This is a genomic window from bacterium, assembly GCA_016699595.1.
Taxonomy (GTDB): Bacteria; Patescibacteriota; Dojkabacteria.
The window spans coordinates 606,012-619,591 of the sequence record CP064982.1 but is presented as its reverse complement, the minus strand read 5'-3'; the positions used below and the strand labels follow the sequence as shown (position 1 = coordinate 619,591).

At 32.7% G+C, this 13,580-nt stretch carries 14 protein-coding genes and 1 tRNA gene; 4 read left to right on the top strand and 11 right to left on the bottom strand.

The genetic code is table 11. From position 1 onward, the window contains the following. Positions 1-4: 4 nt before the first annotated feature. A complete protein-coding gene (locus tag IPJ91_03070) occupies positions 5-922 on the bottom strand; it encodes an HlyD family efflux transporter periplasmic adaptor subunit (protein ID QQR93407.1) in 918 nt (305 codons plus the stop codon). A 72-nt stretch (positions 923-994) separates the two neighbouring features. Here IPJ91_03070 and IPJ91_03065 point away from each other — a divergent pair, with 72 nt between their 5' ends. Next, entirely contained in the window at positions 995-1,636 is a 642-nt protein-coding gene (locus tag IPJ91_03065) for an HD domain-containing protein (protein ID QQR93895.1), read from the top strand. Here IPJ91_03065 and tmk read toward each other — a convergent pair. Then, positions 1,633-2,232: a dTMP kinase gene (gene tmk, locus IPJ91_03060; GenBank protein QQR93406.1), complete on the bottom strand. Its 600-nt coding sequence runs from the start codon at positions 2,230-2,232 to the stop codon at positions 1,633-1,635. The two genes, IPJ91_03065 and tmk, sit on opposite strands and share 4 nt — an antisense overlap. Before the next feature lie 85 nt (positions 2,233-2,317). Here tmk and IPJ91_03055 point away from each other — a divergent pair. From IPJ91_03055 to dnaJ, 3 genes are all read left to right on the top strand, one after another. Next, positions 2,318-2,389, top strand: a tRNA-Val gene (locus tag IPJ91_03055). A gap of 18 nt (positions 2,390-2,407) precedes the next feature. Beyond that, positions 2,408-3,412 carry a YvcK family protein gene (locus IPJ91_03050; GenBank protein ID QQR93405.1) on the top strand — a complete coding sequence of 335 codons (1,005 nt, stop codon included), beginning with the start codon at positions 2,408-2,410 and terminating at the stop codon, positions 3,410-3,412. A gap of 49 nt (positions 3,413-3,461) precedes the next feature. Then, positions 3,462-4,553, top strand: coding sequence for a molecular chaperone DnaJ (dnaJ, locus tag IPJ91_03045; protein QQR93404.1), 1,092 nt, complete (start codon positions 3,462-3,464; stop codon positions 4,551-4,553). 191 nt (positions 4,554-4,744) lie between these two features. Here the strand turns inward: dnaJ and IPJ91_03040 are convergent, their stop codons facing one another. The 9 genes from IPJ91_03040 to hisS form a co-directional block, all read right to left on the bottom strand. Next, positions 4,745-4,963: a hypothetical protein gene (locus IPJ91_03040; GenBank protein QQR93403.1), complete on the bottom strand. Its 219-nt coding sequence runs from the start codon at positions 4,961-4,963 to the stop codon at positions 4,745-4,747. Between the two features lie 218 nt (positions 4,964-5,181). Next, a complete protein-coding gene (locus IPJ91_03035; protein QQR93894.1) occupies positions 5,182-5,397 on the bottom strand; it encodes an alpha/beta hydrolase in 216 nt (71 codons plus the stop codon). A gap of 327 nt (positions 5,398-5,724) precedes the next feature. Then, complete coding sequence (locus tag IPJ91_03030) at positions 5,725-7,089, bottom strand: hypothetical protein (GenBank protein ID QQR93402.1); 1,365 nt, start codon at positions 7,087-7,089, stop codon at positions 5,725-5,727. 137 nt (positions 7,090-7,226) lie between these two features. Continuing rightward, entirely contained in the window at positions 7,227-8,477 is a 1,251-nt protein-coding gene (gene eno, locus IPJ91_03025; GenBank protein ID QQR93401.1) for a phosphopyruvate hydratase, read from the bottom strand. A 22-nt stretch (positions 8,478-8,499) separates the two neighbouring features. After that, positions 8,500-9,816, bottom strand: a complete 1,317-nt coding sequence (locus IPJ91_03020) for an FtsW/RodA/SpoVE family cell cycle protein (protein ID QQR93400.1) — start codon at positions 9,814-9,816, stop codon at positions 8,500-8,502. After that, a complete protein-coding gene (locus tag IPJ91_03015) occupies positions 9,813-10,268 on the bottom strand; it encodes a hypothetical protein (GenBank protein ID QQR93399.1) in 456 nt (151 codons plus the stop codon). Before IPJ91_03015 ends, IPJ91_03020 begins: the two co-directional genes overlap by 4 nt. 11 nt (positions 10,269-10,279) lie before the next feature. After that, complete coding sequence (locus tag IPJ91_03010; protein QQR93398.1) at positions 10,280-11,542, bottom strand: aminotransferase class V-fold PLP-dependent enzyme; 1,263 nt, start codon at positions 11,540-11,542, stop codon at positions 10,280-10,282. A gap of 79 nt (positions 11,543-11,621) precedes the next feature. Continuing rightward, positions 11,622-12,050, bottom strand: a complete 429-nt coding sequence (locus IPJ91_03005; protein QQR93397.1) for a SufD family Fe-S cluster assembly protein — start codon at positions 12,048-12,050, stop codon at positions 11,622-11,624. A 48-nt stretch (positions 12,051-12,098) separates the two neighbouring features. Then, complete coding sequence (hisS, locus tag IPJ91_03000; GenBank protein ID QQR93396.1) at positions 12,099-13,355, bottom strand: histidine--tRNA ligase; 1,257 nt, start codon at positions 13,353-13,355, stop codon at positions 12,099-12,101. Between the last annotated feature and the right edge of the window lie 225 nt (positions 13,356-13,580).

Here is a 13,580-nt window from a genome sequence, read left to right as displayed (position 1 = left end):
TAAATTATTTATTGAATAAATTAAATCTGTTATTTGTTTTTACTTCTTTTTTTTCTAGAACTATTTCTTCACCTTCTTTAAGTCCAGAAATAATTTCAGCTTCTGTATCATTATTTATACCAACTTCAACTGGTCTTATCTCAAATACTTTCTCACTTGATTTAGTTCCATCATTATTACTAACTTCTTTTTCAGTTTCAATTTCAACTGAATATTTCGAAGCGGTAGACTTCAATGCGCTACTGCTAACTTTCAAAATATTATCTTTTGAGCTTATCACAATATCAGCGTCAAACGAAAAACCATTTCGCAAATTACCTTGATCATCAAGTTCTATTTTTACAGTGTAAGTTATGCTTTTTGTAAGTGAAGTACTTGCACTTGGATTTAGAGCAACTTCGCTAACTTTTCCATTTTTATCAAACCCATCAAAATGCAAAGTCACACTTTGACTTGGTTTAATTTTTGCTACATCATACTCTGAAACTTCAAGTTCTGCATAGAGTTTTTCTGAATTTATAGTAACTAAACTTCGTTGATAACTTGGAACTTCATCTGCAAACATATTTAAATTTGTGATAATTCCATCAATTGGAGAAACAATTTCACGATCAGCCCAAATGTTTGTAGTAAATTTTGCCAAAACTTGGTCTTTTGTAACTTTTTGACCTAGGGATACAGCCAATTCACTAACTTTTGTTTGAGTTGCTTTTGCAAATAAGCTAACTTGCCTTTCTGGTTTGATAGTTCCTGAAACTGAGACAAATTCTTGGATATTTCCAACTAAAACTTTTTCAGTAGTTGTTTCATAGTTTATTTTTGAGGATTTATTGTTGAGATAGAAATATATACCAAAACCCAAAATTAGTAAAACTGGCAATAATTTAATAATTTGTTTGATTGTTTTTGTGATAATATTCATTGTTATGCTTTTGAAGTTAAATTTATGACAAATATTATCATAAATGTCTTAGTTTATCTTCATTTTTCAAGTATGCTAGAACTTACAGTTGATAGTACAACTCAATATCTATTTGAGCAAGTCGCAAATGCTTCACTAAGACAACACTGCCTAAATGTTGGCAAGTGCATGAAATATTATGCCGAGAAACTGAAATCCAGTGAAATCAAAACTGATAAATTTACCGAAGAAGAGATTCAAAATATAAATCCTGAATATTGGCAGATTGCTGGAATTTTGCATGATTCAGATTGGGAATCAAGTCCGGACAAACATCCGGCAGTTATAGTTCAATATTTGAAAAGTATAAATTTCCCTATTGAAATAATTCAAGCAATAAATTCACATGCAGATATTGATTGGATAAATAGAGAAAATCTAAGTAATGAAGTCGAAGTTGTAGGAGGAATAATTCATCGCTCAATTCCAAGAGTTAGGATCATGGATAAATTTCTCTTTGCCTGTGATGAACTTTCTGGATTTATAGTAGCTGTTGGCAAAGTTAGACCAAATGGAATTTCTGACTTAGAACCAAAGTCAGTTATAAAAAGATTGAAAGAAAAATCTTTTGCCTCTGGAGTAAATAGAGATGATATCTATAAGTCAATTGAAGAAATAGGAATATCTCTTGAAGAACATATTGGCTTCCTGATAGAGGCACTGAAACAAAACTAAGTGTAGTTTTCTAAAACCTTAACTATATCCTCTAAAACCTTTTGTTTTTCTTGATGGCCATCAATGATGAAAATTTTTTCAGGAAATTTCTCTTTTAGCCAAAGATAATTTTCCCAAGCTTTGGTAAGTTTATCAACTTTCTCAAATAGCTCAATATCAAACCTATTTTTGTGAATTCTCTTCACACATTCTTCGGGATCAAGCTTTATAAAAAAAGTAAGATCAGGTAATTGTACATCTTTTTGAATGTCAAGTAACCAGTCTCTATCAATAGAAATGCCTCCAAATGCAACTGTGCTCCAGAGGTATCGATCCGTAATGACATTACTTACTTCTAGTGCAGGCAAGATAAATTTGTGCAAATGATGTAGTCTATCTGCAACGAAAAGTAACTGCAATGCAGTTGGCGGCATGTCAGAAATTGTTCCAGTTAGAGTTCCTCTGATCAATCCACCAATAACATTATCTGTAGGTTCCTTAGTAGCAATTGTTTTGAGACTTTTTTGATTTAAGTATTCGCTAAGTAATGAAGCTTGAGTTGAAGACCCACTTCCATCAAGCCCTTCAATATCAATAAAAAGATTTCTGCTTGGCATTTTGAGATTTTACATTATATTTTATACACTGCAAGAAGTTTCTATACTTGGCTATCCATTTCCTATACGATATAATTGAAGTGTAGGTCGCATGGCTCAGCGGTAGAGCACTTCATTCACATTGAAGGGGTCACAAGTTCAAATCTTGTTGCGACCATTAAATACCAAACCGGTTATGAACAAAATCAAAATAGTTACAATTTCTGGTGGAACAGGTGGATTTACGATTCTCAAAGGTTTGAGACAAATTCCGGAATTTGAAATTACATCTATTCTTCCTTCAACTGATTCTGGTGGTTCTACTGGAAGATTAAGGGACGAATTCGGCTACTTACCTATGGGAGATTTTCGGCAAGCTTTAGTCGCTCTTTCAGACAATGATGAAGATGAAAATACTCTTCGAGATCTCTTCTTGTACAGATTCGACAATGGAGAAACTGGACTTAAAGGACATAATGTAGGGAATTTATTACTAACTGCTTTGACTGATATGTATGGTGATGAACTTATAGCAATTGAAAAAGTTAGCAAATTGCTCAATGTGAATGGCAGAATACTTCCAATAACACTGAATAAGTGTGAACTTGTTGCAGAATACGAAAATGGCTCTACGCTGCTGGGAGAGCATTTGATTGACGAACCTCCATATCCACATGATGGTAGGCTGAAGATCATGAAACTATCTATTGATAGAAAAGTTGAGACATATGATGCAGTAAGAAATGCCATTATTTCTGCAGATGTAATTTTGATAGGTCCTGGAGACTTGTACACAAGCATTCTTGCAAACTTGGTGATTGATGATATTTCGAAAGTCATCTGTGATTCGAATGCCAAACTTTTTTATATTTCCAACCTTGTTACTAAGTATGGCCAAACATATAAATTCAGTCTGCAAGATCATGTGAGAGAGGTTGAAAAGTACCTTGGCAGAAGTATTGATACGATACTTTGGAATGATTCGAAACTACCAGAGGATATAGTTGAGAAATACAAGTTACAAAATGACTTTCCTGTAATTGATGATATGACAAATGATCTTCGAGTCAAGAAATCTGATTTTCTAGCAACTGAAACAATATCTCAAGTATCAGGCGATGTGATAAGTCGAAGTCTAATTCGCCATGATGGTGCAAAGGTTGCAAATTTCTTGCTAAAGGTTTTGGTAAACCGACAGTAGAAGCTTGTATGTTTGCAAAGCCAAATTTAGTCTGCTAAAATGATTACTCATGAGAGATCCCTACGAAATCTTGGGTGTTGCAAAATCTGCATCCAAAGATGACATCAAAAAAGCATATAGAAAATTAGCCAAAGAGTATCATCCAGATAGAAATAAAGCTCCAAATGCAGCTGACAAATTCAAAGAGGCAACTGATGCTTATGAAATGTTGTCAGATGATCAAAAAAGATCTGCATATGATCAGTATGGTTTTGCGGGTACTCAAGGATTCGGAGGAGCTGGAACAGGTGGGGTTGATTTCGGCGGGTTTCAGGGATTCGGTGGATTTGGTGGTGAAGGAATGGAATTTGATTTGGGCGATTTATTTGGCTCTATGTTCGGAGGAGGAGTGAGTAGAAGTAGGACAAATAGACGAGGCGAGGATCTAGCTATGAGACTTGAATTAAGTTTTATGGATGCTATATTTGGTACTGAGAAAAGTATTCACTACAAAAGAAAGATAGAGTGCCAACAATGTGGAGGATCGGGTGCACAGGCAGGCAAAACAGCTACAAAATGTAATAAGTGTAATGGGACTGGAAGAATGTCCAAAATCCAAAAAACTTTTTTGGGTCCTATGCAAACAGTCGTTGAGTGTGACAATTGTCATGGCACGGGAAAGATGATAGAACATAAGTGTGAGGTTTGTCATGGAGACGGTTTGGTAGATCACAGTGAAGAATTGTCAGTCAAAATCCCTAAAGGAACTCCGGATGGATTGAATCTAAGATTTGCAGGTAAAGGAAATGCCGGTAAGCATAATGCTGGTTATGGTGATTTGTTTTTGGAAATTGAAGTTCAATCGCATGAACTATTCGAACGAAATGGCAGTGATATATATGTTGATTACAAAATTCCACTAACTTTGGCAGTTTTGGGTGGTGAAGTTGAAGTTCCTACGGTTCATGGTCAAGTAACTATCAAGATTACAGCTGGAACTCAACCGGACAAAATATTGAGACTGAAAGAATATGGGGCTTTCAAGTTTCGAACTGAACAGAAAGGAGATGAATATATAAAGTTGAAAATTCAAATCCCAACAAAGTTATCAAGAAACGAAAAGGAGCTTTGGGAGAAGTTAAAAGCAACCATGGGGGAGTAGTAGATGTTGAATGTAGCGAGATATTGGTCAGGTAATTTCTAAAAGTTTATACCAATAACTTCAACATGGGAAATAAAAGAAATTAATTGTTTAGGTAAAATTTTGTTTTAGGGATAAAGTGAACTATAGTTATTTAGAAAGTCGCTTACTTAGTCTACCATATAGCACTATGCTTCCAGCAACCGTAACATTTAAACTTCTTTCTCCATAGATGCAAACGTTTCATTACATGCTTTTAGAACTTCTACAGGTAATCCATCATCTTCTGCATCAATTATATAAATTGCTCTCTTGGGATGAATAAATTCTGTTAAGTTAATTGCTTCGTGAGTTATTTCGATACCAATCAAATTGCAATCAAATGTTCTTTTCCGTGAATTATGCCAATTCCATAAAAACCATTTTTTCATAGTGGTTTGATAGTTTTTTCAAAAGTATTTCATATATCCTATTTTAGCAAATAATCACTTCTAATAATTCAGCGAACTCTTTAGTTCCAATATCATCTAAAAGGTAATGTCCATGATCTTTAAGATTTACTATTGTCCACCGAGGGCATTATGAAAAATCTTTAAATTTTCTTTTCCCTAGTCCTCTTCATTGTTGAAAGTAAACATAATTATTTTATTTATTCTATCTTTGATGGTTTCAACAATTTTGTAAGCGTAAAGTGCTTCGCTAAAATCCTTTCTTTATCAGGAAACTTCCAAGGAGTAACTAATATAAGTCCACAAACATTTCTTTTATTTCCCCCGAGCCGACGAACAAGAAATGCACAACCGCAACTATGGCCAACTAAAATTGTATTTTCGTCAACATCATACTTTTCAAATTGCGCTTTAATTTTTCATAATCAGGTTGCCAAGGCGAAGGTATAAGAGGAGTTTCTAATAATATTACAACTCTAATATTTAGTACGCTATCTTCTAGTAAAATAGTAGAATCTTGTTGTTTATCTATGATATCAATTTACCTAATATCAAATAAATGTAACATATTCTTGTTATATCTCATGATTGAAACAAAGTGTATTGAGAATGTAAAGTGGCGCAGAGAGTAATACAGTGAGTTTGAGTAAGGAACATGCTAATAAATAAAGTGGTGGAATTTATTTCGACTAGACGTAATCACTGTTACCATCAGTGAACCATTTAAGATTCTATGAATAACCTCAAAAATTGCACCATAGTCTATAATCAGAATTGGAAACGGTTTCTATATAAGTGAAGTCCTTATCATGGCTGAAACTTTTGTTGCTAATAACACAAATTTCACTATCTGTAGGAAAAGTTGTACTTGGATTCACTTTCTCAATCTTTTCGTCCAATACAATTTCATAAAACTTCCTATTTATATCCGGATAGTCATTAACTAAATATATTTGTTGTGGCTCTTTTTCAAATAATTTGTTGATTATCGGTTGAAACCCATAATTTTCAGTAGCATTTCTAGACTGATATTGATATCCACTTGGAGCAAAGTAATATGTGAGATAACCGATGATTTGAATGATAGTGAAAATCAACAGAGCATAAATAGTTTTTCTGTCCTTGATATACTCTAGTCCGGAAAAAACGAATGGTAGTGATGTGAGAAATATTATAAATCCTCTAAGTGAGTGGTAAGTATCATTAGTCAACGCTGTAGATATAGGTGAGACTATGAAAAGTCCGACAAGAACAGCATTGATCGGCTTCGAGATCAAAGTTTTTGTGTGCTTGAAATATAACAAGACAGCGACAAACATTACTACATATATTTCGCCGAAATAAATCGTTGAGTGCCTAGAATTTCTATCTCCAATGATAAGTAGATAAGAGAGATCGAAGTTTACAAAATAGTTTAATAAAAACTTGCCACTTTTTTCAAGTAAATTCAATTTAGGATTGTTTATGTAAGTAAGCGAATCAAATCTTCTGGTCAAAGCATTATCATTCACATAGCTAAAAGTCATCGCTGGCACAATGAGTCCAGCACCTATCACTACCAACAAAATAAGATGGCTTTTAGTTGCCCTTTTTTTTAGTAAGTATAAAAACAAAATCAGGAAAGCTAAAATTACGAACAAACGAGCTGTAGAATAAGAGTAATAACTAATGCCAAGTATAGAAGCTGCAAAAATCAGAAATTTGATTTTTCCTAAATTGTCATACCTTAAGATGAAATAGTAAAACCAAATCATAAAGCTTGCCATACTTATAACTTCGAATGAAATTCTTGAAATTTGGAATATAAATGGGCTAAAGGCAGTTACCAAAAGACCTAAGATCAAAACAAACTTGGAATGTGAAAAAACTTGTATAACTTTGTAACTACCTATAAAGAAAATTAACCAAAACAAAAAAGATGTCAATCGAAGCAGTTCAATATATCCAAGTCCAGAAGTAAACTTGAAAAGGAGGGCAGTTGTATAAATATAAATAGGATTTTTGTATTCTCCAAACGCTTCAAAATAAAGCGGCAAATGTTTCCCATGTTCATCAAATAAATTTTGTGAAATTAGATAAGCATTGTAGCCAATTGATGTTTCGTCCACATATAGATCAGGCAAGATAGTCGTTATTTTGTATGTATGAAAAAAGATTCCAACAAATAAGATTAATAAAAAAATCACGTTAGAACTTGTAATGATTTTTAGCTTTGATAATTTTATAATTATTTTACGGTTTAATATTACAATCCAAGTTTTCTAGCAACTCTAAGAAGTCTATTGTACTTGCTAACTCTTTCCCCCCTTGTTGGACCACATTTGATCCATTTGGCTTGAACACCAACTGCAAGATCTGCTATAAAATCATCATTACTTTCTCCTCCACCTCTGTGAGAAACTATTATTTCAATTTTATTATCTTTGGCAAGTTTACAAGTTCGAAGTGTTTCGGTTATAGTTCCAACCTGATTCGGTTTTATTATAACTGCATTGCAGCATTTACCCAAAATTGCTTTTTCAAGAAGTTCTGCATTACTTACAGTCAAATCATCTGCAACTATATATTCAAAATTGAGATTTTTCAAGCTATCTTCCCAACTCATAAAGTCAGTTTCTGAAAAAGGATCTTCCAAAAGTCCTAAAACACTTTTGTCAAACCTTTTATACAAATTCATAAGTTCAGAACTTGAGATATTATGCAAATTATCTTTAATTAAGGTGTAATTATTATCTTTATCACAAAACTCAGAAGCAGCAGCATCTATATAAATTTTTACATCATCAAAGCTATATCCGGCATTTGCAATAGCAATTTCAAGAATTTCCACGGGTTCAATGTTGCTAACAATTTTACTTGGTGCGAATGCACCTTCGTTTCCGACATTTGTATTGTAATTTCGTTTTTTTAATTCCTTTTTAACCTCAAGGTAAATTTCTTCAAGTATACGGATTTGATCAAGATAATTTACTGTGTCGTTTTGATAAGCAAGTGCATATTCTTGTAAATCTGTTGAATTATCTGCATGTTTTCCACCTTCTATCATAACCATATTTGGCATTGGCAAATATTCAACATATATTTGCATAAAATCAGAAATCAATTCGTAAATTTCTTTTTTTTCTGATTTTGCCTGGGTTTTGCAAATGGCTTGAGAAACTGAAAGAATTGCATTGCCACCAAGCTTTGACTTATCAAAAGTTGGATCTAATTCTAGAAGTAGTTTGTCAATTTCTAAAAACTCACATTCTCTGCCAATTATTTTAGGAACTATGATTTCATTTATATTTGAAATTGCTTGAAGCATACCATTCCCTTTGAATCTTGAATCACTTTTATCAACAAGTTGCATAGCTTCACGACTGCCTGCAGAAGCTCCGTAACTGATTGAGCTAAATTCAACAATACCGTTTTCAAGCTCAATGCGAACTTCAATTGTTGGAAGGCCGTTTGATGCTAGGATTTCATATGATTGAAGAGATTTGATTTTTGCCATATATACATAATTGTTATAAATATTATTTGTTATACTTAAGAAAACTACTATCTTTTGTAGCATTATTCATTGAGTTTACCATACCAAACATTACAAAGAAAATCAAATTTGAGGTGCCACCATAACTCAAAATAGGCATAGGTATTCCAGTATTTACTACGAAACCCATGTTGATAAATATATGAAGTGTCGTTTGTACTGCAATTGTGATGGCAAAGCTAGTCAAAAGAATCTTGTTTGTAGGATTCTCCATTGTATTTGCTAGATCAAGTATCCTCAGGAGTATTAACGAAAACAAAGTCAAAAGTCCAAGTGTTCCAAGAACTCCAAATTCCTCAGCGAATCCTGCAAAAAAAAAGTCATTGAAACTATACGGTAAATTTGGAATAGGTCCCTTGGACTGGATTCCTTGTAGGTAACCTGCCCCAAAAAAAGCACCATTCTGTATAGCTATCTTTGCATTGTCTTGTTGGTAACTTTGATCTTGACTTCTAGCTTCTTGTGATAGGAACGATTCTACTCTTGCCCTTTGATAATCATTTAGTACTTGTTTGTATGCATACTCGGTTAACGGAAGTAAGGATAAACCAAGGCAAACTGAGATTACCAGAACAAGTTTTGATGTATCTAGTAATTTTGAAAGCAAAATTGAAAAGCTCAACAATCCTGCAATAGAGAAGAAAAACTTAGACCCTAACTCAAAAGGAAAAAAGAAAAGGAGCAACGAAAATGATGATACTACAAACAAAGCAAGTACAAGAGGTTTCTTGTATGGCCAAAAATAAATTAAAACTAGGACTTGAATTATCGTTATCAAAACTGCACTACCAAGCGATGGTTCAAGAGAAATGAGAAAAAATGTTACCAAAATCAAGCCCAAGATCAACAATCCATATAGCCAAGCATCCTGCCTTTTTTTGACTTTTGTGAACAAATCAATCTCAAAAAAATGAGAGAGCAAAAAAGTAATTAGAACGAGATTTATGAGCTTGGTAAGTTCAGAAACTTGCACTTGTACAGGACCAAGTACAAACCATCTGTGAACATTTGCAATCTCGGGGGTAAATAGAACCCCAATCATTAAAAGAATGTTTACTAGGGCCAGCAAAAAGATTACTTGTTTCTCAAAAATAAAGTTTATATTGATTTGTGAAACCAATACATATGTTGTAAATCCTACAATAAGAAATACTGTATGCTTTATCAAAGTATTGCCTCCTAATGCTGGATTCTCAACTCCGAAAGTGAGAGAGTAATTCATTGTAATGCTTATAATCACGAGAACAACTATAGGTATGCTCAAGCGTATATCTATTTTTGAAAAAATATTTTTGATCATTTAGAATTATGTTTGATAATCTCAGCGTCAACAGCAGCAGATCTGATTTGCTTACCTATCTTTTGATGTTGATTATTTTTAGTTAAGACAATCTTTTTTGTACCTTTCAATATTTTATTTAAATCATCCTTGTCCTTCATAAACTGTATCAATGATACTATGAAGTAATTTGGAACAGTGCCGCCAGTTGTAAATTCAAGGAAAGTGTTTGAAATGACATCTGTACCCAATAAAATCAGTGGGACATCAGGGGTAAGATTTGGTATCTTATAGCCAAACTTTGAAGCCAGTTTAGATAGAAAATTAAATGTTTGAACAAGGTCAGTAATTATTGTTATAAAAGGAAGCGCGTCAGCAAGTACAAGGAGTAAGTTTACACACGTACGAAATATTACCTCTAAGCTTTTAGGATCTTTTTTGAAGTAGTTGTAAAGACTGAGGTACTTGTTCATAGTTTAATTTATCAAAATTGCTTGCTCATAAAATAGATGCCTTCTATGAGTGTTTGTATGTCATAACTGTCATTGTAAATACTAATGCTTGCTCTGCAGGTTGCCTTTAGACCAAGTTTTTTATGCGTGATATGCGTGCAATGTTGTCCTGCTCGAATACAAATATTAGCTAAACCATTCAAATATTGTGCTACATCATGTGGATGAATATTATTTAAAGTAAATGTGAAAATTGGAGCGTGAGTTTCGACATCCCAATTTGAAATTAACTTCAATTTTGGAATATTTGATAATTCTTGGTAGGTATATTCTGCTAAATTTTGAGTTTCATTTCTAATTTTTAACTTTTGTTGGGTAGTTAAATTATTTGCCTGCCTAAAGACTTCTCCAAGTCCAATTGCACCAGCTATATTTTGAGTTCCTGCTTCAAATCTTTCGGGAGTACTTTTATAAGTAATTTCCAAATTTTCACTATTATTTTCAATTTTTAGTTCCAGATTTTCGATAGTTCCACCGCCCAAATTTGTTTCAAGTTCACTAATTAAATCTAAATTGTTGATAATCAAAACACCAATGCCTGTTGCTCCGAAAACTTTATGACCTGAAAATGAAACAAAGTCAAATAATTTCAAATTTTCTATATCAAATTCTGGATCAAATAAAATGTGTGGAACGAGTTGAGCTGCATCGAGTGATAAAAGTATATTTTTATGAATGTTGGACGAAGGGTTATGGAGATTTTGAATTTTTTCAAAATTCAAAATCTCGCCAGTTACATTTGAACACCCTGTAATTGTCAATAAAGTGCTTTTGTTATAAATAGCCTGTGCAATGTTTTCATAACTAAAACTTAAATCATTGTTGATTTTTGCTATTTTGATATTTAAAGATTCGCCTTTACATTTATAGAACGGTAAGATATTTGAATTATGCTCAAGTTCTGTTGTGACAATTTGCTCAATGTCGAAGTTTTTACAACTTCGAGCAATTATATTTAATGAGTCTGTAGCTCCTGAGGTAAAAATGATTTGGTGTGGAGAAACATTGAAAAACTTGGCAATTTCAGCTCTAGCATTCTCAAATTCTTCAGTTGCCGTTTCTGATATCGTGTAAATTCCTCTATGAACATTTGAACAATAATTTAAATAATACTCATTCATTTTTTGAAGTACTGAATCTAGTTTCTGAGTAGTTGCAGCACTATCTAAGTAGATTAAGTCTTTGCCAAATTCTTTTTTGTAGTTTTCAAAAATCGGGAAATTGGATTTGTCCATAAAATAAATAATTCTTTATTTATCTCATACCAACTCTAGCCTTGCCTAAAGTTATGGAATTTGGAGATAAATATTATAATTATGTTAAAAATGCATCTACCAGTATTTTCTTTACCTCTTTTATTTCAATTCCTCTACTTTGCAAGTAATACATTTCATCCATGTTAAACTTTCGAATGCTTGCAGCATGTCCAGCTTTTACATTGTTTTCAAGTATTTCAAGAGCTGGGGTGATATTGATATGAGAATCAGGGTCCAGAACCATGACATCAAACTTCAAAAATGTTTCAACTTCGCTTGACCCTTTTGGAATTATAATTTTAACTTTCAGATTGAGTTTAGAACCGTTATCCAAAACAAACTTCAAAACTACCTTGTTTTTCACGCCCTTGTTAAAGATTAAATCTAATTCTGATTCTATATGTTCTGAACTCAGTAATTTCATAAAAAATAAATCATCTGAAGCTGAAATATTGAAAGTTTGTGTTTTGGTTAGTTCTAAGGTCATTAGATTCTACAACGTGATTTAAACGATGGGCTTTAATATTCAAAATTGCTAAATTTTAATTTTACTTTCTTCTCTCGTTTTTAAATTTTTCAGAACAAAATTACTTTCTTTAATTTCATCTTCTCCAACAATTGCAACAAACTTGAACCCAAGTTTTTCAGCTTTAGCAAACATACTTCCAGACATTTTTTCAATTTCCAAACCTGAAGTTACTGAGTAACCTTCCTGTACTAAATGATTTTTAAATTTATTCAAAACTTCAACATTTTCAACCAACATAGGCATATAAACTGTTTTGTTATCTTTCCCAAAATCTGGAAGTAAGTTCCAAGAAGTCAAAAATAGCTTCATAGGTTCATCTCCAGGTGCCATTCCAACTGCAGGAATATCATCTAATCCAAATATCTTTGCAAGTCCGTTGTATCTACCACCTCCAAAAAGGGAGCGAGTATTTTCGGAATTTTTATCAAAAAATTCAAATATAGTTCCATCGTAGTAGTCAAAGCCACGAATCATTGTTGGGTCAAACTTCAAAAAGTTTCCAAAACCCAATTGGGTTAATTTAGTGATGACTTGATTTAAATTAGATTTAATTTCATTTGGAACATTAAGTTCACTAAGTGATTTTGACTTTAAGAAATCTGTTATTATGTCTAAATCCCCGATATCTAACTTATCAAGTTCTTCTTTAAACTCCATATCTGTCAATTTTAAATATTTATCCATAAGTCTCACCAACTCAATTTTCTTTTCACAATCTTCGGTTACTTGAGATAAAATATAATCAATTATTTTGCGATCATTCAGTCTAACTTCAAACATATCTTCACTTGATTTAAACTTTTTCATTATTTCAATTCCTACTTGAATAATTTCAATATCAGCATTTATCGAATGTGTTCCAAAAATATCAAAATTCAACTGCCAAAATTCTCTATTTCTTCCTTTTTGTGGAGCTTGATTTCTATAAAAATTTGCAATTGAAAATAGCCGAATTGGTTTTGCAGTTTCTTTATAAATTTTTGTAACTAAGCGAGTTACACTTGGAGTCATTTCGGGACGCAATGCTAATTCACGACCTCCTCGATCTGTGATAATTGTAAGTTCTTTCCCACCTACATCTTCTCCAGATTTTACTCTATAAATATCTGCATACTCTAGAAGCGGAGTTAAGTATTCTTGATAACCAAACGAAGTGCAAACTTCTCTCCAAGTATCAAAGATATATTTACGAACTTTAAACTCTTCAGGCAACCAATCATAGGTTCCTTTAGGTGGTTGATTTGTAATTATGGCGTTGGACATGAGTCAATTATACTATAAATAATTCAAATACTAAGATTATATCTTAATTAAAGTTCAGTAAAGACTGATATTGATATAACCTTCCGTCTCACTTTGTGAGACACCTTCCTATGAGGAAGGATTTTAGAAGTTTACAAAACTAGTCGTGTAACCTATCGATTACACGGTTGCGATGAAAGTTGATTTCAGATGCAAGAAGAGTATTCGTTGCTGAATACTGTAATA